The sequence below is a fragment of the Lactobacillus xujianguonis genome (assembly GCF_004009905.1).
Taxonomy (GTDB): Bacteria; Bacillota; Bacilli; order Lactobacillales; family Lactobacillaceae; genus Lactobacillus; species Lactobacillus xujianguonis.
Map to the genome: position 1 here is coordinate 39,291 of NZ_ML136878.1, position 23,351 is coordinate 62,641.

At 36.4% G+C, this 23,351-nt stretch carries 20 protein-coding genes and 1 pseudogene; 5 read left to right on the plus strand and 16 right to left on the minus strand.

Features of this window, described 5'->3' with window-relative positions:
* Positions 1 to 17: 17 nt before the first annotated feature.
* From EJK17_RS04615 to EJK17_RS04630, 3 genes and pseudogenes are all read right to left on the minus strand, one after another.
* A complete protein-coding gene (locus tag EJK17_RS04615) occupies positions 18 to 335 on the minus strand; it encodes a type II toxin-antitoxin system RelB/DinJ family antitoxin (protein ID WP_103662457.1) in 318 nt (105 codons plus the stop codon).
* A pseudogene (locus EJK17_RS12120) lies at positions 299 to 1,857 on the minus strand (DUF2207 family protein). The gene EJK17_RS04615 and the pseudogene EJK17_RS12120 overlap by 37 nt, the downstream one beginning before the upstream one ends.
* On the minus strand, positions 1,835 to 2,248 hold the full coding sequence (locus EJK17_RS04630) for a DUF2207 domain-containing protein (RefSeq protein ID WP_103662454.1): 414 nt from the start codon (positions 2,246 to 2,248) through the stop codon (positions 1,835 to 1,837). Before EJK17_RS04630 ends, EJK17_RS12120 begins: the two are co-directional and overlap by 23 nt.
* Positions 2,249 to 2,957: 709 nt before the next feature.
* Here EJK17_RS04630 and EJK17_RS04635 point away from each other — a divergent pair.
* Together EJK17_RS04635 and EJK17_RS12125 are read left to right on the plus strand one after the other, a co-directional pair.
* On the plus strand, positions 2,958 to 3,590 hold the full coding sequence (locus EJK17_RS04635; protein WP_127796243.1) for a TraX family protein: 633 nt from the start codon (positions 2,958 to 2,960) through the stop codon (positions 3,588 to 3,590).
* Complete coding sequence (locus EJK17_RS12125; RefSeq protein ID WP_127796244.1) at positions 3,581 to 3,724, plus strand: TraX family protein; 144 nt, start codon at positions 3,581 to 3,583, stop codon at positions 3,722 to 3,724. Before EJK17_RS04635 ends, EJK17_RS12125 begins: the two co-directional genes overlap by 10 nt.
* A gap of 49 nt (positions 3,725 to 3,773) precedes the next feature.
* Here the strand turns inward: EJK17_RS12125 and EJK17_RS04645 are convergent, their stop codons facing one another.
* Positions 3,774 to 4,673, minus strand: coding sequence for a LysR family transcriptional regulator (locus EJK17_RS04645; RefSeq protein WP_103662453.1), 900 nt, complete (start codon positions 4,671 to 4,673; stop codon positions 3,774 to 3,776).
* Positions 4,674 to 4,779: 106 nt separating this feature from the next.
* Here EJK17_RS04645 and vprA point away from each other — a divergent pair, with 106 nt between their 5' ends.
* Positions 4,780 to 6,237: a vinyl phenol reductase gene (vprA, locus tag EJK17_RS04650; RefSeq protein ID WP_168180736.1), complete on the plus strand. Its 1,458-nt coding sequence runs from the start codon at positions 4,780 to 4,782 to the stop codon at positions 6,235 to 6,237.
* A gap of 92 nt (positions 6,238 to 6,329) precedes the next feature.
* Here vprA and EJK17_RS04655 read toward each other — a convergent pair whose 3' ends face one another.
* The 12 genes from EJK17_RS04655 to EJK17_RS04710 all read right to left on the minus strand — a co-directional run bounded on the left by EJK17_RS04655 (position 6,330) and on the right by EJK17_RS04710 (position 21,591).
* Positions 6,330 to 7,712: a sodium:solute symporter family protein gene (locus tag EJK17_RS04655; RefSeq protein ID WP_103662251.1), complete on the minus strand. Its 1,383-nt coding sequence runs from the start codon at positions 7,710 to 7,712 to the stop codon at positions 6,330 to 6,332.
* 82 nt (positions 7,713 to 7,794) lie between these two features.
* The gene (locus EJK17_RS04660) at positions 7,795 to 8,754 is read right to left on the minus strand and encodes a dihydrodipicolinate synthase family protein (protein ID WP_103662250.1); all 960 of its coding nucleotides are present in this window, start codon (positions 8,752 to 8,754) and stop codon (positions 7,795 to 7,797) included.
* Between the two features lie 10 nt (positions 8,755 to 8,764).
* Positions 8,765 to 9,757, minus strand: coding sequence for a LacI family DNA-binding transcriptional regulator (locus tag EJK17_RS04665; protein WP_103662249.1), 993 nt, complete (start codon positions 9,755 to 9,757; stop codon positions 8,765 to 8,767).
* A gap of 265 nt (positions 9,758 to 10,022) precedes the next feature.
* Positions 10,023 to 11,297 (minus strand): sensor histidine kinase, encoded by a 1,275-nt coding sequence (locus EJK17_RS04670; protein WP_103662248.1) that lies wholly within the window; start codon positions 11,295 to 11,297, stop codon positions 10,023 to 10,025.
* Between the two features lie 8 nt (positions 11,298 to 11,305).
* Positions 11,306 to 11,971 carry a response regulator transcription factor gene (locus EJK17_RS04675; RefSeq protein WP_127796245.1) on the minus strand — a complete coding sequence of 222 codons (666 nt, stop codon included), beginning with the start codon at positions 11,969 to 11,971 and terminating at the stop codon, positions 11,306 to 11,308.
* Between the two features lie 3 nt (positions 11,972 to 11,974).
* Complete coding sequence (locus tag EJK17_RS04680) at positions 11,975 to 12,586, minus strand: GTP pyrophosphokinase (protein ID WP_201738271.1); 612 nt, start codon at positions 12,584 to 12,586, stop codon at positions 11,975 to 11,977.
* Between the two features lie 211 nt (positions 12,587 to 12,797).
* Entirely contained in the window at positions 12,798 to 13,712 is a 915-nt protein-coding gene (locus EJK17_RS04685) for a hypothetical protein (RefSeq protein WP_103662244.1), read from the minus strand.
* A gap of 97 nt (positions 13,713 to 13,809) precedes the next feature.
* Positions 13,810 to 15,573: a YSIRK-type signal peptide-containing protein gene (locus EJK17_RS04690; RefSeq protein ID WP_103662243.1), complete on the minus strand. Its 1,764-nt coding sequence runs from the start codon at positions 15,571 to 15,573 to the stop codon at positions 13,810 to 13,812.
* 253 nt (positions 15,574 to 15,826) lie between these two features.
* Positions 15,827 to 16,738: an ROK family protein gene (locus EJK17_RS04695; RefSeq protein WP_103662242.1), complete on the minus strand. Its 912-nt coding sequence runs from the start codon at positions 16,736 to 16,738 to the stop codon at positions 15,827 to 15,829.
* Entirely contained in the window at positions 16,731 to 17,624 is an 894-nt protein-coding gene (locus EJK17_RS04700) for an alpha/beta hydrolase (protein WP_127796246.1), read from the minus strand. The genes EJK17_RS04695 and EJK17_RS04700 overlap by 8 nt, the downstream gene beginning before the upstream one ends.
* 11 nt (positions 17,625 to 17,635) lie before the next feature.
* Positions 17,636 to 18,832 (minus strand): MFS transporter, encoded by a 1,197-nt coding sequence (locus EJK17_RS04705; protein WP_103662240.1) that lies wholly within the window; start codon positions 18,830 to 18,832, stop codon positions 17,636 to 17,638.
* Positions 18,829 to 21,591, minus strand: a complete 2,763-nt coding sequence (locus EJK17_RS04710; RefSeq protein ID WP_127796247.1) for a family 78 glycoside hydrolase catalytic domain — start codon at positions 21,589 to 21,591, stop codon at positions 18,829 to 18,831. The genes EJK17_RS04705 and EJK17_RS04710 overlap by 4 nt, the downstream gene beginning before the upstream one ends.
* A gap of 124 nt (positions 21,592 to 21,715) precedes the next feature.
* Between EJK17_RS04710 and EJK17_RS04715 the strand changes: the two genes are divergently transcribed.
* Together EJK17_RS04715 and EJK17_RS04720 are read left to right on the plus strand one after the other, a co-directional pair.
* On the plus strand, positions 21,716 to 22,801 hold the full coding sequence (locus tag EJK17_RS04715; protein WP_127796248.1) for an AraC family transcriptional regulator: 1,086 nt from the start codon (positions 21,716 to 21,718) through the stop codon (positions 22,799 to 22,801).
* A gap of 17 nt (positions 22,802 to 22,818) precedes the next feature.
* Positions 22,819 to 23,307: a prolyl-tRNA synthetase associated domain-containing protein gene (locus tag EJK17_RS04720; RefSeq protein ID WP_103662237.1), complete on the plus strand. Its 489-nt coding sequence runs from the start codon at positions 22,819 to 22,821 to the stop codon at positions 23,305 to 23,307.
* The last annotated feature ends 44 nt before the right edge of the window (positions 23,308 to 23,351 follow it).

A 23,351-nucleotide genomic window follows, 5' to 3' on the forward strand; every position in this document is an offset into this window, starting at 1 on the left:
ATTTCCTCCAAGGAGCATTACTCCTCTTTCTTTGAATCTTTAGCTTTTTCAGCTTCACTAACTAATCTGCCTAAAGAGATATCTTCATCTGAGTTTAAGCGATTGAGTTTCTGATTAATATATTCAGTAAACTCATACTTGTTCATCTGATCAAGATTATCCCAGGCATTTGGTATTTCCACTCTGAAGGGAATGCCATTGTGTAAGATAATTTGGTCATAAAACATATTAATTGCAGTTGCAGAGTTAAGACCAAGCTTCTTCAGAATCTCTTCTGCTTTTTCCTTCTTTTCTGGACTCATGCGGACATAAAGGCCAGATGTTTTTTCAGCCATATGAATCCCTCCTTTTTGAGCTTATTAATATTATATATCGAATGCATATCGTTTGCGAATACTTTTGTAAAATATTTTTTTAAAGGCACCACCTCCGGAATCTCCGCCAGAAAAGCCACCTGAATCCCCTGACTTTGAACTGGAATTGGAACCACTAGAGACATCGATCGCTGCTTCTCCAGCCCCAAAGCATGACGAGAAGTTTTGAGCAAAGCCACCTTGCCAGGACTGTAATAGGTTGCTGCAAAGTCAAAGCCAGCGCTGTATAACACTTCTTGACCGAATTCTACCTTTAATTGCTTCAAGACTTTTTTAGCTAAACCAAAGGCAACCGCATAAGGCATAATATCTTCCCACAGGATGATATCGCCAACATTTCTCATTCTAAAATGACCAACATCCGCCAGCATTTTCTTAAAACCGCGCACTTGGTTAGTCATCTCCGCACCCTTTTGGGTGTATATGGAAATCCGTTTTTTAGAAATATAAATCATTAGAATTAGATTTAGTAGAGCTAAGGCTAAAGCTCCAATTAAGAAGCCAATTGGTAATTTGGCAAAGGCAAGACTAAAGAGAGCCGCTCCGATACTAATCATCACGGCAAAGCCATCAAAGATCTGAAAAAAGAATTTATCATCAAGCATTTTTTATCAAAGTAGCCTTCGCGCTCAGCTCTGGTTTCTCCAGCATCTAGCCACCTGAGATAGATATCATATAAGTGCCTTGCTTCACTATTATGCTTCAGATCATAGGTAGTAAAACTCTTCCCATCACCAATTCTTCTGAAGAGATATCCTAGCAATTGCTGGCGATTCAATAATGAACTATCAAGCAAAGTAATCCAATAATAGGTCGTTTTATGGAGTTTACCTTGCTCAAAGGGCTCGATTTTTAATTTATGCTTGCCCGCCAAATACATTAGATAAGCCGTAAAAGCGGGAAATTTCTTATCATTGGTAGGAAAGGCAAATTCTCGACCCTTATCTAAAACTAAGGCCATGACTGGATCAACTGCTGGAATTTCATAATTACGCTTTAGTTCAGACTCTTTCTTGGGAAAGGCACCTTTCTTTTTCTTTCTGATGAGAGCATAAATTCCCCAAATTGAGAAAAAGGCACTAATTCCCCAAGCGAAAAAGGACTTAAATTCCGCAATATGACGTGTACGGTTAGCTTCGTCGGCCAACTGCTTTTCTTCATCAAGAACATCTTGGCGCCGATAATCAGATGATTCATTTAACTCGGTGACACTTGTTGGAAACAGTGCGTGAACTTCGATATCCTGGTGGTCTGCCATCTTTTTGTCAGTCAGAACGATTTTTCCTTGGCGTGGCAACACATCAATATAACTATTTAAGTCACCGTGAGCCCATGCCTTCAGACCTTTAACAGGTTTAGCAAATATTACCTCAGCTTTAACATTGTGCAAGGGGACATCCCAACCGTATCCGATAATTTTAAAATTAAGCTCGGCAGTATCAGCCCAATTTTTGATCGCATTAGTTAAGATAGCGGTAAACAACCGTCAGTTTGCTGCCATCTTTAATGCGGTGGTAGATTCTGAAATCATAATCTCCACCACTATAATGTTCTAACTCATAAGTGTTGTTGGCATTACTCTTGCTTTTTTTAATCTGTTGAGTCTTGCCCTTACTAATGATTGCAACTTTAGGTTGTTCAAGTGTCTGATAATCTTCCAAATCTTGACTATAAAATACACCATGAGCCTTACCATTGAAGCTATAACTAATTCGTCGTTCCATCTGCAAAGAACCATTAGACTGCACCTTGGCTTTGACATGAACCGACGTAATATCGTAATCTGGCCCATCAGCTTTGACTGGTTGATTACTAATTATCAGGAAACTAATTAGCATCGTACAAAAAGTGATGAGCTTAGTTATTCTTTTCATACGTATTTTCCTCTGTTATGTATCTTGTTTTCCTAAATATAGCAGAAAATCGTCTCGATGACTACTCCTGAAAGGGTTTTAGGCTGTTTTTCATTCAGAAATAGCTAAAAAATCCTGTTTAATTTTGGTAATTGATTATTAGGAAGATGTTTAATCATCTCGATGCGCAAAATTGGGGTGCTAAAAGGTATAGGAGTAGGGCATTAAAAAATTGCAAAAAAGGTGGAATCAAAACATTGTTACAACGGGGTTACTAAAGCATTTTTGAATTTCTCATTTGCACAAAATTGGGTATAAAAAATTGCAAAAACAAATTGCATTTTTTACTTATTTTTTTGAATCTTTTTGCCAGCTTAAATACCCCAAAGTATTCACACACTAAAGTAAAGTTTGAGTAAAATTTAAAATGTTATATACAAGCTCTATATTTCATATACATAATTTCTATACAATTTTAGACTAAAAATTTCGAAGACTTTATTCTTCTATAAAACCATATAGATCATCTATACAATTTATATAGTTTATCTATAATTCTTGATTAAACGAACCATAAATAGCTTCGCCTTCTATAAAATTATAGATATTGTATATAATTTATCTATACAACCTCTATATTTAACTTTTCTAATTTTCTTTAAAGTAGCTTGCCTAGTCTATCTGATCCGCTATAATCATAAAGATGATTAAACAGAAGGGAATTTTTTGAATGAAATCACGAAATTTTAGTCTTGACGGCAATCAGCTAAAATTAATTGCGGTTGTCTTCATGATTTTTGACCACATCTACAGCTATCTGCTCCTTGATGTCTTGCCAGCCTGGTGCAGTTTAATTGCTCGCTTTGTGGCGCCTCTATTTGTTTTTATGCTAGTTGAAGGATTTTTCCATACTTCTAGTCGCAAGCGCCACTTAATTCGAATCATTGAAGCAGCAGCGATTACTTGGATTGGTGAAATCATCATCAACTTTGCCTTTCATAATGTCGATCCGCTCACTCATAAGATGACGATTTATTCTTTACTTGAAGGCAATAATATCTTGGTCACCTTAGCAATTTACTTAGGTATCATGTGGGCCTTGGAATTATTCAGAGAAAATAAAAAACGCTGGTATTATCTTCTACTAGCACTTGTCTTAATGGTCATTAGTTTGATGTTTGAAGGTAGGCTTTACCTACTGCCAGTTCTATTAATCTTTTACTTCGCCTATCACAAGCCTGCAATTGAATCAATTGGAATTTTCATCTGGTGTCTCTTGCTCTTCATTAAAGCAGTGATGAACGCCAATAATCCCGGGGTTTCACTTTATTCTAGTCTAACTTTTGATAGTGAATGGATGTGATCAACGTTATACCGTTGATTTTGCTTTACAATGGACAACGCGGTAAGAAAAGCTGGATCACCAAATACTTCTTCTACATCATCTACCCTGTCCACTTATGGATTTTGATGATTTTACATTATATTTTCTTATAAAAATAAGCAGCTACTCTTCTTCTGAGAGTAACTGCTTTTTAATTTTAATTTAGTCTTTCAAAGTTTGTAATAACTTCTCAATTCTTCTTTTCTTTGCGGAATCTTTTTGATAAATAGCTTGGATGCTGTAATTTTGATTTTCATTTTTAGTCGCAAGTGGCATAAAGTGAATCTGATTCTCATTCTTCCAAGTTAAATCAATTAAATCTTTTGGATAATAAGCAAAAGCATCATCTAGTGCAACGATCATCTGCATTTGTTCAATACTAGAAACTCGTGAAACACGTAGATCTTGTAAATCTTGCGGCAACGTTTTTAAAAAGCACCGCTTAATATAATTAGAATTTTCCAAACTAAAATACAGAATTGGCTTTTTCTCTAGCTCTTCATTGGGAAATTTATCTAATTTACTGATCGGATTCAAACGCGACACGCCCATAATCATTTCACTTTCAAACATGGTCATATTAGTCAAATTGTTAGCTAAAAAATTCTGTGAACCATAATCTAGAATATAGGCAAAATCAAGCAATCCTAAAGAAACGTTGGAAATCAGATTTTCAATACTCTGCTCTGAAACTACAAAATGATGCCGTTCTTCCTTCTGATAAAATGCAAAAAGTTGTTGCTTTAACAAACTACCTTCAAATGGGGAAAAGTATCCCACTTTGACTTCAGTGTATTTTTCTTTTTGCTGATACTTTAGTGAATTCACTTCAACATCGAAACTATGAAGCATATCCTTAACCTTAAGATAAAACTCTTCTCCTTGCTTGGTAACATTGATTCTATTTTTTCCTCGAATAAATAAAGAAAAGCCTAATTCATTTTCCAACTTAAACATATTTTGAGAAACAGCTCTTTGGGAAATATATTCCTTAGCTGCTGCTTTTTGAAAACTTCCTGATTCCACTACGTTGACAAAAGTTCTTAGTTTTGAAAAGTCCATTTACCCGAATCTCCTACTTCTACTGTTAAACTATTTACTCACTCCAATTATAACTACACTCTCCTTATAATAAAAGTATGAAAGCGATTAACAAAGGAGTATAACAATAATGATTGCTAAAAATAAAAACTATGATGTTGTCGTTGTTGGTTCGGGTGCAGCTGGTCAAGCTGCCGCATTAACTGCTCGCGAAAATGGTGCAAGTGTTTTAATGCTTGAAAAAGGACGCCACACTGGTGGTTCCGCAAATTACAGTGAAGGACTTTTCGCTGTTAACTCATATTTACAACAAGAAAAAGGTATCAATGTTTCTGGAACTGATGTCTTAAAAGAAGAAGTAGAATATTCAAAATATAAAGCTGATTCACGAATTTGGCGTGATTATGTGGATTCAAGCGCCGAAAACGTTAAATGGCTCCATGATGAAGGCGTTGAATACGAAGGTGTTCAAGCTATGGGTGCTGGTGAAGCTACCTGGCACATCTACAAAGGCTTTGGGGATGCAGTCATGCACAAAGCTTTACAACCTAAATTTGAAAAACTAGGTGGTGAACTACTTACTTCAACCTCTGCAGTAGATTTAAAAGTTAATGATGATCATACTAAAATCGTAACCATCAAAGATGAAGCTACTGGTGAAACTGAAGATATCACTGCTAAAGTGGTTATCTTAGCTGCCGGTGGTTACTTGAACAATGAAAAAATGATGGCTGAAGAAACTAACTACGACTTATCTCGTTTAATTCCAGTTTCTTCTGGTAAGGGGACTGGAGACGGCTTACGTTTAGGTTGGAGTGTTGGTGCTCGCAAATACTCAACTGGCATGGCAATGCTCTTTGGTGGATATTTAAAGGATCCTAACGAACCATCTTTCAAGATGATGGGCAGCCAAATGAACGCCGCTGCTGGTCAACAACCATTATTATGGATTAACGAAAATGGTGAACGTTTTGTTGATGAATCGGTAATTTACAACTTCTCTATGGCTGGTAATGCTTTATACACTCAAAATGAAGTTTATAGCATTCTCGACACTAAAGTTATCAAGAAGATGGCAAAAGACGGCAACTTTATGGGCCTCGGTGTTTATGTTAAGCGTGGTCAAAAGATGGATAAGCTGCAAGCTGAAATTGACCAAGCGGTTGCCGATAAGAAACCATTTATTTTCAAAGCAGATTCAATTGAGGAACTTGCTGAAAAGATGGGCTTACCAAAAGACAAATTAGTCAAGACTATTAAGACATATAATGATTTTGCCAAAAGCGGTGAAGATCAGGAATTTGGTAAAGATCCAGAATACTTACAAGCCGTTGAAGAAGGTCCATTTTATGGCTTTAAGTTGAATATCGGTGCTTTCTGTACAATGGGTGGTTTAAAAGTTACTCCTGAAAACGAAGTCGAAGACAACGATGGGAAGGTTATTCCTGGTTTATATGCAGCCGGAAATGATGCTTCAGGTTTAACTGGAGATACTTATGGTCCAAACATGCCTGGTACCTGTGCTGGCTATGCATTCTACTCAGGTAGAAACGCTGCTCAACATGCACAAAAATATTTGAAATAAATCCAGCAAAAAAAGCAGCTACTCTTCTGAGAGTAGCTGCTTTTTGATTATACAATTCAACCTTTTAAAGTTTAAAGGGTTGTTTTAAATATTTATACCACCTTTTCTTTTTTGTTAAACAATCTCCCTATCAACATTACGATTAAAGGAGTAAAAATAGCAATATAGGTATCATTTATTCCAAAAGGATCACCTAGTAAATACCAAACAGTTGTCAAAATCGTAGTCCCAATTAAAGCAATATTAGCTACTGTAGTATTTCTAAAGGATGGTAAATAGAAGGCTAATACAGCAACAATAGCAATTGATACTCTTAAGGCTTTAGCAAAGAATGATAATGCCAAAATATTTGGCGACATGAACATGAAAATTAATGGTAAGAAGCCAACTATTACTGAAATTATCTTAGTTACCTTTAACTGTGTATGTTCTTCTGGCTTCCAATGTGGTACATAGAAGTCATCGACAACTAATGCAACGATCGCTAACGAACAAGCACTTACACCAATAAACACACTAGCCAAAAGACCAATAGCTGTTATTGAAGCTAAGGCCACGTTCATATGTCCTAAGAAAACAGGCAAAGCATAGAGTGGATTAATATGTGGGAACAACATTTTTGCATAAACACCAATCAAGCCCAAGCCGATGCCAAAAGGTATTACTAAAAATGCTGCCCAGAATGACGCTTTTTGAGCGTCTTTAGCAGATGGAGTTGAAGCAATCGCTTGTGCGATAAATTGTGTAGAAAAAATGGCACCAGTTGAAGTCAAAATCCAACCAATAATCGTTCCCCAACCTACTTTACCAGTGATGCTATAGTAATAACTTGGTAACTTAATCATTTCACCACTAGCATTGTGAGAAAGTACTAATGCTACAGCAAGAACAATTAATACTGCGCAATACTTAAAAAATGTATGAATCATGGTAGTTTTAGCTACACTCTTCATCCCACCAATACTGAAATAAATAGTACTTACCACTGCAATAATTATCATTGAAATTGGTAGATTAGTCCCTAATATTTCATGCAACACGCTTGCTCCACTGAAATAAGTATTTAAGTTAAGCATCAACATTGCGTAGATCATAATTAAAGAAACTATTATTTGAGTCGAACGGCCATACTTTTGCTTTACAGCTCCAGAAATCGTAAAACTGCCAGTTTTGTATAATCTTTTAACAAAGAACATCCCATACAAAAAGAAACCAATAGCTGCAGCAAACACAGACCAAGCAGCTGCAAAGCCACTTGTATAGGCTCTTTGAGCAGTTCCTATTACCGCCATAATACCGTTATAGTTAGAAAATAGCATAACCGCTACTACGAAGTATGGTATTCCCTTCCCACCTTGCATGAAATCGGAATTTGAATGTCCACTCCATTTGTAACTTAAATAAGACGTTATCACAATATAAATGACTACAACTGCCAAAATAATTATTGACATTTTAGGATTCATAATAGACATGGCGTAATCTCCTCTTACTAAAAAAGCGTTATTAGAAGTTGTGTTATAACCCTAACAACGCCTTTTTTATTTGCTAAACATTTTAAAACTTACTCATATCAACTTTACTCAATCCACTAGCCTTAACACCTTCAGCAATAGTTTTCTTGCTTTCTTCGGTTAAAGGTAATACTGGCTTACGCATATGAGCATTCTTAAATACACCACGGTCAACTAATACTTGCTTTAATCTAGCATGTGCTTCACCTGAAGGTTGACCTCCTCTATAAATTGCTCTTTCTACTGGGAAGATCTTATCATCAACATCATGTAATTCTTGGCATGACCCTGTACGATAAGTCTTGAATGCTTTAGAGATTAATTCTGGAATACAACCTGCAAATCCTAAGATAGCACCATCCATGCCTGGGAATAATGAATCACAAATAGTTTCATCGTGACAAGTAAGCAAAGCAGTTTCTGGAGTTTCTTTTCTCAAGGTACGTACTTCTTCTTCATAAACAGATTGTACACGAGTACCCATCTTAATTCCCTTTACATGAGGGATCTCCTTACACATTTTAATTAAAGTATCTAATGGATAGAATGCTTTAGTAGTAGCTGGGTAAAGGTGAATAATAATATCAATATCTGCTCCTTCAGCAATATCTTTAACCCATTCAAATGGTGATTTAGGATTCATACCGAATCTTAACCACATATGTGGTGGCATAAGCAAGATAGCATCTGCACCTGCTTCTTTAGCATCTTTAGCAGTTTCAATTGCTTCTCTAGTATTTTCACTACTTACACCTGATACAATCGTCATCTTGTCACCGACTTCATCAGCAGCAATTGCAGTGATGCGTTTACGTTCTTCTCTACTCAAAGCAGTGATTTCACCAGTATGACCATTGGTAACAATTCCTTGAACACCATCATCATAAAAAGTTTCAAGCCAATCTAAGTACTTTCTAAATTCTGGTTCATTAATTGAATCGTCATCGTTCATTGGAACGGAAATAGCTGGAAAAATAGTTTTAAAATTCTTAACTTTAACCATTTTAAATCTCCTAACAAGTCATTCGACTCATAAACTCAGTATTCAATGCTTGATGTTGAACTGGTAAATCCTCTAAATTTTCAATTCTAGAAATCAACAAACTCAATGACCGCATTGAAATACTTTTAATTGGGAAAATCGTTGCACTAACTTGTGTTTGCGAAAAACTACTTGCACTACACCCTGCCAAGCTAACTACTTTAACTTTTTCAGGAACTTTATACTTGTTAGCCTTCAGATATTGCATTACACCTAAAGACTGCACATCATTTGCTACTAAGAGTGCATCTAAAGAAGGACAATCAGTAAATAATTCAGAAGCTAGATCATATCCTGATTTATTATAAGATTTTGGATATTCATTCAAACACTTATAAACTGGAGTCATATGAAGTTGCTTAGTAATTTGCTTGTAGGCAAGTAGTTTTTCTTGATAAGATTGATCTTTAGCATAACCATTGATCAATCCGATATTTTTAGCTCCATTTTTTCTCAAATTTTCAATTGCAATTTGTATACTTTGTTTATAGTTTACGGAAACACTATCTAAATTTTTATTGACATTTCTAAAGATCTGAACAATTGGGACACCACTTATTTGAATGTCTTCCAGTAAATGGTTATTTTCTCCAGTTCCTGCAATCAATATGCCGTCAACTAGGCCATACCGCATTCTTTCTAAAAGATCAGCTTCCTTTTCGGCATCATCATCAGAAATTCCAATAATAATTTTGTAATCAATGGCATTCGCATCTTTTTCTGCATTTTGGACAAAATCCATAAAGATGTTATATTGCAAATTAGGTACTATGATTCCGATTGTTTTGGTCTTACCCCTTTCGATTACCTTACGTAAAGTTTGAGGATTATAACTCAACTTTTCTGCAGCTTCTAGTATTCTTTTCTTCGTACTAGGATGCACGTAAATTGAATTGTTTAAAGCCCTCGAAACCGTACTTTCATTAACATGTGCCAGTTTTGCGATATCTTTTAAAGTTGCCATTAGATAGTTCCTTTCACGGGAGTATCACCTAAACTATGAGTAAAGAGGTTAGGAATCATTCCAGTTAAGTAAGCGCTTGCATCTCTTTACGGTTTTAATGATATTCCATACCTGTTCTAATATCCATAAAATTCGGCTTTTCTGCATATTATTGCAGAAGTTATGCAAAAGTGAAGTAAACTTATGCACATATTCGCTTTAATTTATGCGTTAAAAAGCAGCTACTCTTCTTCTGAGAGTAACTGCTTTTTGATTTAAATTAGATTTACTTCACATTCTTCAAGCTGACCGTGAACATAATGTCTTCGCCCTTATGGCTAACGGAAATCTTACCATGAAAGATTTCAATTAGTTCACGTGCCATAGCTAACCCAATGCCAAAGCCGTCTTTTTTCGAATTATGTGATTCATCTTCACGGTAAAAACGATCAAAGAAATGAGTATAATCTTCATTTTTACCCTTGCGATAAGTATTACTTACCCGCAAAACCACATTTTTGCTCCAGGTGCTTTTAGCTAACTCAACACGTACTTTACCATGTGGATCACAATATTTACGAGCATTATCAAGCAGGATGTTAACCACCTCTGCTAAAGAATGCTGCTCTGCGATTACCTTCAAGTCCTTTTGAATGGAAACTTGATAAGTTAGGTCATTCTTTTTCATAACTGATTTGAAGTCTTGCGCGCCATCTTCCACAATCTTGGAAAAGTCAACTTTACTTAAGGTCAATTCACCTGTCTCACCAGCTCTTGCTAAAGAAATTAAGCGATTAACCAATTTAGTTAATTTGGCTACTTGTTCTTTATTACTCTGATTCCACTCAGAATCATTACCAAGCATCTCTTCCATTTCGGTATTGGCTGAAATGACAGCTAATGGCGTCTTTAATTCATGCCCTGCATTAGTGATAAACTCTTGCTGCTTATGATAAGTATCTTTGATTGGCTTGATTGCTTTACCAGATACTAAAATTAACACCAACGAGAAAATTAATAAGGCTAAAATTCCTAAGGCAATCGCCAAACGAAGAATCAACCAAAAACGTTGATAAATTAAAGTTTCATTTAAGAAAACGATTAATTTATGTCCCATTGAATCTTTAGAAACTTGATAAGCATAAGTATTCTCGCCTGATTTAATGTTACCACGCTTATCTTTTCTTGCTAAAACCTTCTTTAAAAAACTATTGATTTCAGAATTTTTCAGCTTATAAACATTATTATCATTGATCATCTTAATTCGCTGATCACTACCGACCACAACGGAGAAGTACCGGTACTGATAAACTGCTTCTGGGTTATATTTACCTGCTAAAAAATTGCGGTTAATTGGGTCATTTTGATTTCCGAAAGCTGGTTGAGCATTATGTGGTGAAAGATGGCCTTCATTTTTAACTAAAGTAGTTAATACCCGATCAACTTCTTTTTGATTTTGAACATAAGACACACCAACTAAACTGCCAAGAGTAAGGATTAAGACTAAAAATAGCGCACCGATGGCCGCGCCAATAAACTTCCAGCGAAATTTCTGAATCATGTTCTCACCTACTTAGCTAACTGATAACTACCGCCCTTTTCACCTTCAATGTGAACTGAACTTTGAATTGATTGCAATTTTTGGCGCAAATAAGAAACATAAATCCAGACCACTTCACTATTAGCATCTTCATCATTTTTCCAAACATGGTTTAGAATCTCTTGCGTTGATAATGCTTTATTTTCATTTAACATGAAATAAGTCATTAATTGTGTTTCTTGTCGATTTAACCGAATCGAATTGTGACTGTCTAATTCTTGCTCAGCGACCTTGAGTTTAACATCCCCGACCGCTAATTCATCAGGGGTATAGTCATCTTCACGTCTTTCCATTGAACGCAGACGTGCCAACAATTCTTTTAGAGAAAATGGCTTGGTCAGGTAATCATCAGCACCACTATCTAGGCCAGTTACGCGATCATCGACCTCTGCTTTAGCAGTTAACATGATCACGTAGGTCTTGTCACCACTATGTCTAATCTCTTTTAAGGCAGTAATTCCATCCATCACTGGCATCATGATATCTAAAATCATGACATCATAAGAATTCTCCTTGGCATGTTCAACAGCTTTTTGACCATTATCAACGGGATCAACCTCATAGCCGGACTTTTCCATTGCTACGGTCAACACTCTTAATAGTTGTGGTTCATCTTCTGCTACTAAAATCTTCATTCATTAATCCTCTTCCCTAATTAGTTGGCGAATCGTCTGCATACTAACATCACAAGATGCTAATTCATCAGCGACACGTTTCAATTCTCGTCCAATCATCTCTGGATTTTTGATTTGATGTTTGTACTTCATTTCGTGTTCCAAACTTGCCCAAGTATCCATCGCAATCGTTCTGAGCTGTACTTCAACAAAGTAGTGTCCTGGAATATTGCCATCAAGATCTTTGTCGGGAACTGTAACATCTAAGATCATATGGTAAGAGCGATAACCATTGGGCTTGGCATTAGTAATGTAGTCTTTTTCTTTAACAACACTGACATTATCCCAACTTTTAATTGCAGCAATGCAAAGATAAATATCATCGATGAAGTTGCAAACAACACGTAAGCCAACACTATCGCGATTTACTCGTAAAGCTGAATGTTCATTTAGCGGCAGGCCCTTACGTTGACACTTCTCTTCCATGCTCTTTTCACTTTTAACGCGGCCACGTAAGTGCTCATACAATCGTTCATGATGTTGTGCTTCATAATTTTGATTAAGTTCTTTAAATTGCCCCATCATTTGAGTCAACAATTTATCCAATGTGGGTGCGTACTCTCCGTAAATATTCAACAAAAATCCCCTCTTTTTGTTAGTTTGTTGTCCTATGTTAGCAAGCAAATTTGATTTTTCTTTGAAGAAGTATTAAAAATCTGATTTATATTACTTTTCAGTAATTACAATTACGTAATTATGATTACTGTAATCGTAATTATCGTAAACATAATTATTATAATTTAATTCAAAAAAGAAACTCCATCAAAATGGAGTCTCTGAATATATTCTATTTTTGGTTAAACTTTTGCGCTAATGCCTCGAGCGGTGATAATTCCTGCTTATTAGAACCCGAAAACTGCTCATGGAACCAATCTGAAGCTAGTGCCTGCTTGATTTTCGGTTGAACGTCCTTGTCTAAGCCATATTTTTCTAAAGCCTTAGCCAACTTACTGTTAGAAATATAGCAGTATTCACTATTAGAATTAGCCTTATCTTCTTTAGCTTGTTTACCGATTTTTACTAGTTCTTCAACCAAGTCATCATGCTTTTTAAGTAATTCAACGCCGGCTTTTTGCAACTGTGCCTGCTTTTCTTTGACCAGATTTTGTTTCTTTTCTAGCTCAGCTTTTTCTGTTTCATAATCAAGCACATCGTATTTAATATCACTCTCAAAGTCATTACCCTTGTGACATTCAATGGGTAGTGGCTTTTCTTGTTGGTCTTGCCATTTTACAAAAGCATCCATGAAGTACGGCACCAGTGGTCGACCCATTTTGTCATAGAACTTATAGTTAAGGTTCATGATCATCCCGATAATCGCAGCGTGTTCTTCAGGAATAGCTTTCGTCTCCCGTTCATTCAAAAGTTGAATCTTAGTTGGATAAGACAATTCATAATCCTTCTTGTCTTTGTTAATGAAGCCTTTGCTGTACTCTGAAACCCGACCGTTGAACTGGAGCCGATCCCCTTCTTGCAGCAAACCTAAGTCAGCAAAGCCCTTAGTCAGATTAAGCCACAAATGATCAGCAATTATTTGCGGATGCTCCGGATCATCGACCATGATCAAATTACGAACAACCATCGTTGGACTATATAATTCTCCACGCATACTATCGTGATAACGTTTGTAGCCATATTTACCAAAGTCAGCCTGAAAAGTGTGCCGATCTTCTGAACCAATTTTTCCTAAAATCTTTCTCATTATCTTTCCCCACTAGTCACTTTCTAATAAATCTATTTTATCGTAATTCGAGGGCAAAGAAAAAGGCAGCTCATCAATTCGAACTGCCTTAATTATCTTATTTCTTCTTTTCGTCGCTACCTAAGCCCAGGAAACTCAGGAAGATTGCCAAACCACCTAAAATCGCAAGTTGGATGAAACTATCTTCATTTTCACCGGTTTGTGGTAAAGTAGCCCGATTAGTCTTCTTGACATTAGCTACTGTCATTGCAGTTGCAGCTTTGCCAGCTGGCTTTGCTGCTTTAACAGGAGCGGCTTGACCAACTTTATGTTCCTTAACAGCTTTAGTCTTAGTTGACTGCTTAGAGTTTTGCTTTGCTGCCGTTTTAGCAGGTTGCTGGTCTTGATCGTCAGTACTTTGCGCCTTAACGGGAGCAGCGTTATCTGGATCCTCAGCTTCAACTGGAGTACTTGGTTGCTCTGGTGTAGCTGGTTCCGGTTCAGGAGTTGGGGTTGGAACCGGCTCTGGATCTGGTTGAGGAGTTGGCTGTGGGTGCGGATCTGGATCAGGTGTAGGAGTTGGGTCATGCTTTTCACCATTATCACTGACAATCACCTTAATCAATGCTTCTCCACTAGTGCCATCTGGATAAACTACCTTAACCAAGCCTTTGGCTGGATCGGTTTCAGTTGTCACCTTGTTTGTGACTGGTTGCGTGATCCAATCTACAGCTGTTGAGCCTGCAGGGATGCCATCAATGTATTTAGCTGGATTATTCTTTAAATCAGTTAATGGATCATTCAATTGTACATGCAAAGTTTGTCCTTGCAAATCAACCACGTGAACGGTGGTCCCGACAGAATCACCAATTTTAGTAGTATAAACAACATCAATCATCCCTGGATATTGACCAGCCTTATTCGTGTCAATAATGTGGGCGACATCATTACTCCAGACATGTGTCCCATATTTAATCGCTGCTTCTGAAGTTAACGCTCTAACTGCATCGGCTTCGCTTAATTTGTGACCCTTATTAACATAAATATCTTTACCATTAATTAATGGCACTGGATATAATTCTTCAAAGATACCACCAACGTTGGATTTCATAAATTTATTTGTACCTTCGTCATCGATCTCCATGAAGAAATCATCATCAGCATCATATAAGGTACCATCACTAGCATGAGTCGGGTTAACAACGTAAACTTTAGAAGCCCATCTACCATCTGCAGAAGTATAAGCTAAGTAGATCTTGTCATACTTCACAATTGTCCTAATTTGCTTCTTAGCGTCTTGTTCATTAGGATTTTCAATGTAAATGTAGGTATCTTTAGTTAAGCCCAACTTCTTCAATTGTTCTTCAGGCAAATCTTGCCGATTAATCCCTAGAACTTCTTTTGCTAATTTTTGATTTGGAATTGGAGTAACAGGATTCTTTCCATCATGACGCTTGACCCAATCCTTATTAATGTCCTTTTGAAAATCAGGCAAGTTCTTTTCCGTTTGAACAATGTGAGCCGCTGTTTCTTGATCAACTGGCTTCTTTTGTTTTTCAAGCTCAGCTTGGTCTGCTTGATTATCAGCCTTAGTAGTATCTTCAGCTTTAACAGCAACTGGCTTTTCTGAGTCCTGATCAACCCTCTTAGTTGAAGCTACTTCTGCTTGCTTAGAATCCGCAGCTTTCTGCTCTTCTTTTACCGCAGTTTGAGTATTCGTTTCAACCTTGGTCACTTTAACTTGGTTTGTTTCAGTTTCATCAGCTTTAACTGGTTGATTGCTACTAGTAATAAAAGTCAAGCCTAGCATCACTGAAGCTAACCCAACCGTCAACTTTCTCAAGCTAAAACGTTGTCTTGAGTTCATTTGATTATTAAACATAGTGATCCTCTCCGAAAGAAGACTTATTTTCTTTCTATACTTATATCATTCTCTGTCTTGTTTTTAATAACAAAATCATCGTCATTAATTTTAACTTAAGCCTTGTATTCATCTATATTACAGGCTCTTTCAAATAACATTTAAATAGTGATCTTTTCCTCTATTTTTCGGATATTAGACTCATTATGAAAGTCCTGTAAATGACGGACTAAAAAAGACTTAGGAATAAATCCTAAGTCTCTCATCAACTATTCTAATATTTGTCTTCATGATTAATCTGCAGGAGCAAATTATCTAGAGCGCCGAATAAATTGGCATCATTTTGGAAATGAGCTTTAACAATTTCTGGTTTCACTAAAGTTTCACCAATCATGGGATTACTCTTATTAACTAAGTGATCATATGCTTCATTAATCCCATTAATTAGAACTGGTTGAGCACTAATTCCACCGCCAATTGCCACTTTACCGACATCAATTACACTTTGAATATTTAAAATCAAAATTGCAATTTTTAAGCAATACTGCTGGAAAAGTTTTATCGCTGTAGGATTGCCTGGCTTAATCAGTGAAAAAGCATGCAAACCATCAATCAAATCATCATAATTATCAGCTTGATTAATCTGTTCAACTAGACCAACCGCTGAATCACTGCCACCAACATTACCAACCATGTCTTTGGCATGTTGATAATCATGGATCATGAAACTCAATTCGCCGGCTTGGTAATGAACTCCGCGTAAAAGTCGGCCATTGACAATAATTCCGCCACCGACGGCTGTTCCAAGAGTGATGGCAATACAGTTTTGCTCATCTTTTAAACTGCCTAGCCAATTTTCAGCTAGAACACTGGCCTTACCATCATTGATGACCGCAACAGGCAAACGATATTCACTGCCATAACGCTTAGCAAAATCAATCCCGTCTAAAAATGGTAACGAGCCACCAAACCTGATCTTAGTTTCCTCAATTTTTCCTGGAGCACAAAATGCGATTCCTTGAACATCCGAAGCATACTTTTTTACCAATTGATCCATCTTTTGTAAAAAAGCTTGCTTATCTTGTGCTGTCGGCATTTTTTCTTTACTTAAAATATTACCAGCTTGATCAAGTAAGGCTGACTTTACATTCGTACCACCAATATCAATCGCAAGATATTTAGTCATTCTTGCTCATCCCCATTTGCAAAAATTCTCCAATTTGTTTAATTGCCAAATCTGTCTCTGGCATATCAAATAAAACAAAGACATGGAATAAGTCTTGCCAAACATGCCATTGCACATCAACACCGGCTTTTTCACATAAACTATTTAAAATCGCCGAGCTATCATACTTAACTTCTTCACTTCCGCAATTGATTAACAAAGGAGGAAATCCTCGATAATCGCCATAAATTGGTGAAATCAAAGGATCTTTTTTAGCTGGTTCATCAAAATAAGGTACTGGATCGGTTGCGCCAACTAACATTGGGTCTCTCTCATTGCGTAAGTATTCTGAAGCGGCTGTATTCAGTTGATTAATAACCGGTGAAAAAACAGCAATGCGATCTGGCAAAATTTGCTGTTCATCTTTTAATTGCAAAGTTAAAGTTAAAGCAAGCGTTGCACCAGCTGATTCACCAAATACTACTACATGATCATATTTATCACGCAAATATTTGTAAGCTCGTAAGATGTCGTTTTGGGCATCGGGATGTCGTCCTTCAGGATATTGAGTATAATCACAAGCGAAGACATCCATGTCTGCTGCTTTACCTAATTTAACTGCCAGTTTTCTCCGAGAATAAAGCGTCCCAGTTGCATAAGCTCCACCATGCAAAAATAATAGCACTGTCTTTGTTGGAGTCTGATCTTTACGACCATAAAATTCACCTTTGACGCCATTTTGATCAATGGTTTTCAATTCAATTTCATCTGGCAAATCCCACTTATTGCCTTCATCGCCACCTTTTCTAGCAGCTAAGGCAATTTCTGGAGTTAATGGTTTATCTTGATCTGGCTTAATATATTTTCTTGAAAAAGCAATCGCTTCTTGTGCTTCTTTACTTAGCATTTATTTTCTCCTTATTTCTTTGCTTGATACATTAACTTTTCGTAATTAAATCCAATCACAAGAACAAAGATCAACAATAAAGCAAAGATGATCGTTCCGCAAACAAAAGTGAAGTGAGAACTAGAATCGTGGAAAATCTTAGCTAAAAGTTGAGCAGTATATGGAGCAAGCAAAGTTCCCACATTAGCAGTTGTCATTACGACTGAAGTTGAAAATGGTACTTGAGCTGGTGAAGTAAACATTCCGACACAAGACATCGTAGAAACCATGGTCATTGAAACAGCAATCCCTACTAAAACAACGCCAACACCACTTAAAACCAGTGATTTAGAAACTGTAAAAATAAAGAACCCAATCAAACCAGCCGCAATTGAAATAGTTAAAGAGAATCTCTTCCATGCTTGTGGCATTGCCATAAAGATAAAACCACCAGCAGCCATCGCAAAGGACATAATTCCAAGTAAGGTACTTGCACTTTGAGCATTACCATAACCTTGTTCAATAACTAATGATGCAAACTTAATTGAAACAAAGGCAAAAGTAGTGTTAAAGAAGAAAATGAAAATTGCTAAAGCCCAAATCTTGCCATCAACTTTCTTACTTCCTTTGACATCAACATCATCAACATTTCCAGCTTGTTCAATCTTCAAAGTATGAGGAATAAAGGCTGCAAACATTAGTAACACTGGCAAAGCAATTGCATTAACCCAGTAAGCTTGATGCCAACCATTGGTTAATAATAATCCTGCAAAGAAAGTCATTAAAAACATGCCCAAGCCTTGGACTACACTTGACCAGCCAAGTAATTGCTGTTGCTCCTTACCTTGGTATAAAGCAATAATCAATGATTGAGAATATGAAGCAAGCAATCCAGTACCAACACCGATCCCAATTCTTGAGGCAAAAATCAATGGGAAATTGTTAGTAAGTGCTGGAATCACACCAGATACTAAGATGATAATTAACCCTAAGAGGATATCTTTCTTAATTCCAATCTTATCAGCCACTAAATTACTTAATGGTGTAAAAAGAATAATTCCCAAAGATGAAACAGTCATTGTCAATTCAACTGTTGTTGGATCAACTGATGGAAATGACTTAATCATTAAAGGAACAGTGGCTGCCGTTGCACCAGCGGAAACAACAAAAATGTTTAATAATAGAATAGACAGTTTAGTCCAAATGTTATCGACTTTACTCTTACTCATTTTTCTTCTCCTTGTAATGCGCTCTTTCTAAATAATTGATTTATCTTTTCAATATCTGCTTGAGCAAATGGCTTAAAGCCAATTCCTCGCATTTCTCGACTTAACTGAAGTAGTGAATATTTTCCAAAATGTTCCATGTTACCAGGCATTGCTAGAAAGCCCCAAAATGGAACTAATTTACTAAGTTCATCAGTTAACTGTTTTTGATCTTGATATTCATTCAATGGAGTATGGATATCATAGGCCGCAACAATTGGTTCTTTAACTTCTACATCTAATTCATAAGAACCACTTGTAAAGGTTGTACTTGCTAATTCTTGTTCAAGTTCTGGTAATTCCAGTTTCAGCTGACTACCATACGAAACTTCAAACTTCAGATGAATTTTCTTTTGCGAGATAATTTGCCAAGAAACTTTAACAAGTCCTGTAGGTAAAGCAAGCTGACCACTAATTTTCTTTAACTTAGCTGTCAACATTGGCTTAAAGATTACATTATTGCCATCTTGTTTTAACCCGAGCAAATCTTCATAAGCCCAAGCCATAACAGCTCCACTTGAATAGTGATTCAACGAATTCATCCCGTTTTGAGCTGTATGACCATCTTCATCAACTGAATTCCATCTTTCCCAAATAGTAGTTGCTCCATGTTTAACTTCATAAAGCCAACTTGGAAAATCAGTGTTTAAGAACAGTCTTAACGCCAAGTTTTCCTGACCATTAGCAGTTAATGCTGGTAAAAGCAATGGTGTTCCGACAAAGCCAGTATTCAAGTGATTTTGATTAACTTCAATCTTTTCTACTAGTTTTCTAACTAATAGTTCTTTACCATTCTTTGGATATAAACCAAATGTTAAGCACAGAGCTAAACCAGTTTGAGTATCAGCAATTGATAAACCATCTTTAGTAAAGAAGTGTTCAATGAAGGCTTGTTTAATTAATTTAGCTAATTGACTGTAGTATTGCTCTTCATGCTTCATCTTTAAGACATTCGCGGCTTGACTAACCAACTTAGAGGAGTAGTAGTAATAAGCGCTAGCAATTAGATCATCTGGAGTTTTGCCTTTTAGCTTCATAATATCTTCGGTATCTAAGGCTAACCAATCTCCTAGTTGATCATCACCAAGCCAAAGGTATTCTTGACCGTGATCAACTGCTCGATCATGAATCCAATCAATCCAAGACATCATAGCGCCAATATTCTGACGTAATATTGCTTTATCGCCTGTTCGTTTATAAGCAACCCAAGGAATGATTGTCGATACATCGCTCCCAACCGCTTTACCACCATCTTCAGTATCTACTGCAGGCACGTATAACGGTACAAAACCATTATTTTTACTTTGTTCTACTGCAACATCATAACTATATTTTTTAAAGAATTGGTAAGTTGCCATGTTGTAACTAGCAGTTTTCGCAAAAATTGCTGCATCCCCAGTCCAGCCAAGACGTTCGTCTCTTTGCGGACAATCAGTAGGAATATCAACAAAATTAGACTTTTGACCCCATTTCACATTTTCAAATAACCGATTAACCATTGAATTATCAGTTTTAATTTGGCCAGTTTCACGCATTTCTGAATAAAGAGCTACCGCTCTAAAATCTGCAGGGCTAATTGCTGTTGAAAAATCACTCAGCTTAACATATCTAAAGCCAAAGTAGGTAAAATGTGGTCGTACCCACTTTTCACGTCCATCACTAACATATGTGAATTGTGCCCGAGCTGACCGCAAGTTATCGCGATAAAATTCACCATCTTGCATGATTTCCCCGAATTCGATTGATACTTTTTCGCCTTGAGGAACAATATTCTTAAATTCAAGCCAGCCTGCCATATTCTGGCCAAAGTCTAAAACTGTTGATCCACTTGGAGTCTGAATTACCTTTTTGACAGGAAATTCTTCATGACGCTTAATCGGTAAACTTTGACGATCAACTAAATGTCTAGTTGGACTAGAAACAATAACTGCCTTTCCCAGATCAGTTAAAGGACGATTATCATCTAGGTCTTCCCCATAATAAATTCCTGAATGAGTAACTGGTGAAGTTGAAACTTCCCAGCTGTCATCAGTAGCTAATGCTACTTGATCATTAATTCGTAATTCAGCTAAAGCTAACAGCTGATCACCATAGTTATTAGCTTGACCACCATGCGTCTTCAAGCCTAACTTACCGCGATACCAACCATCAGCTAACATAATGGATAGTTCATGTTCACCATCTTCATGTAAATACTTTGTTACATCATAAGTTTCAAGTTGAAGATCGTAGTTATAATCAGTAAAACCTGGAGTTAAAAATTCATCCCCTACCTTTTGACCATCAATATAGGCTTCGAATAAACCTAACCCAGTAAGATATAATCGGGCTTGATTAACCTCTTTAACAGTAAATTTTTGATGAAGAATAATGGAATGCAAATCTTTATGTTGTGTTCCAATCCATTTTCCTTGAAGAGATTGACCCATTTGACCAGTTTCAAAGTAAGTTGTAGTTGAAGCAACTTCATCATCATCTTTAACGCTCATTTTTACTTCATAACGAGTACGTGGACTTAACTCTAAAGCAAAATCGTAAATTAAGTTATCTGCCTCTTCCCATGGCTTTCTAATGACTTCATGACCATTAGCAGTAATAGTCAATTGTCTTTGTAATTTACGGGTAACTGGCTGATCTAAAAATCCTACCAAATGCAGGTGATTTTCTAGATTAAATCCAATTGGCCGATCCATATGATTAACTTCAATGCGAACTAATTTCATTTGGTTCTCCTCCGGTTCACTTTTCTGTTACCGCTTACATTTATTATTATGCTATATTAGAGAGAGTGAGCATTCTTATTTCTGCTCCTTTTTAACAAATTCTGCTATAAAAGAGGAAAAAATAATGCAACTAGAACAATTACTACAGAAATTTCATGATGGCACTGACCTAAATCTCTATGTCTTTGACCAAGAAAATAAGCTAGTAGAGCAATTTACTACTCCACTAGCTCCTAGTTTTAATGCACAAACTCTAACTCAAATTAAGCAAAATAATGAGAAAATTGCACTCTACTTAATGACCAATCATAGTAGTTTAGGAATTATCAACTACGACAGATTTAAGATTGTCGGATGGAACACTAACTTTACGATCACGGGTAAGGGAAACTATGCCCGAAAGGCGCCATTACTCGGTTATCAGCAATTTTCAAGTTTAATTAGTTTATTGTATTTCACGCTCTTTCAAACTTGGCCCGAACTACCTAAAGCACAAAAAATGATCACTACCGGAGCTAATATTCCAGTAAAAGAAAACTCTGCCCCTTCTTATGAAGGTTACTTGGCTGAACGAGAATTAATGGATGCGGTTATGAAAGGGAATTTAACACTCTTTAATAAACGATTCCGTTCCTTTATCCAACATGGTAATTTTGGTAGTTTTAACCAAAATGAATTACGTAGTGAAAAAGATCTAGCCATTTCAGCTACTACTCTTTATACCAGAGCAGCTATTCAAGGTGGCTTACCAGTCTCTGAAGCTTATAATTTAAGTGATCAAATCATCAAACAAATCGAACAAGATTTAACAATTCCCAATTATTATGAATACACGCGGTCGATCGGCGAAATCTTTATCAATCATGTTTACCGGACTAAACGCAAGAATTTAACTTCTGTAATCTACAAAGCACAAGAATTCATCGTTGCTAATTATGCAAGCATTCACAACGTCGATGAAATTGCTGAGCATTTAAAGATCAGTACCTCTTATTTGCAACACTTATTCAAAAAAGAAACAGGTAAATCTTTAATTCAATTTATTAACGAAGAAAAAATCAACCAAGCTAAACATGAGCTGATCTTTTCTAACAAAACAGTTGAAGAAATCGCTTATGACTTGGGTTACAGAAATCAAAGTCAATTATCAACAAATTTTAAAAAGTTAACTAAGATGACACCCATTGCTTTTCGCAAGCAATACAAATAGTTTTTGAAAGGATAGAAATGAATTCCCAAGAGATACTCGATTTACTTGATAAACACAACATCATTTACCAAAGCTATGATCATCCGGCTGTTTTTACTAGTGAAGAAGCTGATAAATATGCCAAAAATCAAGATTTTGCCAAGTGTAAAAACCTATTTATCAAAACTCGTAATGGCCAGCAACTTTTCATGATTGTGTTACCAACTAGTAAGAAACTAGATTGGAAAAAAGCCGTTGAACAATTGCATACTAGTAGCTTAACGATGGCTACTGAAGAGGATTTGGCCGATAAACTGCAAATCACTCCCGGTTCAGTTTCACCCTTCAATTTACTAAATGATTCGACGAACACGATTCCCTTAGTAATTGATCAAGATGCACTTGTCGAGAATGATTATGTTGGTGTGCATCCCAATGACAATACCAAAACAATCAGGATCAGCTGGACTGACTTAACCAGAATCCTCAGTAGTTATGGTCATTTAGTAGAAGATCGACAACTTTAACTTGCATACGAAAAAAGACTTAACCTCGTTTTTACACGAAATTA

Excerpts from the sequence above, each read along its gene's own strand:
- EJK17_RS04615 (WP_103662457.1), bottom strand. The coding sequence starts at position 335 with ATGGCTGAAAAAACATCTGGCCTTTATGTCCGCATGAGTCCAGAAAAG.
- EJK17_RS04630 (WP_103662454.1), bottom strand. The coding sequence starts at position 2,248 with ATGAAAAGAATAACTAAGCTCATCACTTTTTGTACGATGCTAATTAGT.
- EJK17_RS04635 (WP_127796243.1), top strand. The coding sequence starts at position 2,958 with ATGAAATCACGAAATTTTAGTCTTGACGGCAATCAGCTAAAATTAATT.
- EJK17_RS12125 (WP_127796244.1), top strand. The coding sequence starts at position 3,581 with ATGGATGTGATCAACGTTATACCGTTGATTTTGCTTTACAATGGACAA.
- EJK17_RS04645 (WP_103662453.1), bottom strand. The coding sequence starts at position 4,673 with ATGGACTTTTCAAAACTAAGAACTTTTGTCAACGTAGTGGAATCAGGA.
- EJK17_RS04655 (WP_103662251.1), bottom strand. The coding sequence starts at position 7,712 with ATGTCTATTATGAATCCTAAAATGTCAATAATTATTTTGGCAGTTGTA.
- EJK17_RS04660 (WP_103662250.1), bottom strand. The coding sequence starts at position 8,754 with ATGGTTAAAGTTAAGAATTTTAAAACTATTTTTCCAGCTATTTCCGTT.
- EJK17_RS04665 (WP_103662249.1), bottom strand. The coding sequence starts at position 9,757 with ATGGCAACTTTAAAAGATATCGCAAAACTGGCACATGTTAATGAAAGT.
- EJK17_RS04670 (WP_103662248.1), bottom strand. The coding sequence starts at position 11,297 with ATGATTCAGAAATTTCGCTGGAAGTTTATTGGCGCGGCCATCGGTGCG.
- EJK17_RS04675 (WP_127796245.1), bottom strand. The coding sequence starts at position 11,971 with ATGAAGATTTTAGTAGCAGAAGATGAACCACAACTATTAAGAGTGTTG.
- EJK17_RS04685 (WP_103662244.1), bottom strand. The coding sequence starts at position 13,712 with ATGAGAAAGATTTTAGGAAAAATTGGTTCAGAAGATCGGCACACTTTT.
- EJK17_RS04690 (WP_103662243.1), bottom strand. The coding sequence starts at position 15,573 with ATGTTTAATAATCAAATGAACTCAAGACAACGTTTTAGCTTGAGAAAG.
- EJK17_RS04695 (WP_103662242.1), bottom strand. The coding sequence starts at position 16,738 with ATGACTAAATATCTTGCGATTGATATTGGTGGTACGAATGTAAAGTCA.
- EJK17_RS04700 (WP_127796246.1), bottom strand. The coding sequence starts at position 17,624 with ATGCTAAGTAAAGAAGCACAAGAAGCGATTGCTTTTTCAAGAAAATAT.
- EJK17_RS04705 (WP_103662240.1), bottom strand. The coding sequence starts at position 18,832 with ATGAGTAAGAGTAAAGTCGATAACATTTGGACTAAACTGTCTATTCTA.
- EJK17_RS04710 (WP_127796247.1), bottom strand. The coding sequence starts at position 21,591 with ATGAAATTAGTTCGCATTGAAGTTAATCATATGGATCGGCCAATTGGA.
- EJK17_RS04715 (WP_127796248.1), top strand. The coding sequence starts at position 21,716 with ATGCAACTAGAACAATTACTACAGAAATTTCATGATGGCACTGACCTA.
- EJK17_RS04720 (WP_103662237.1), top strand. The coding sequence starts at position 22,819 with ATGAATTCCCAAGAGATACTCGATTTACTTGATAAACACAACATCATT.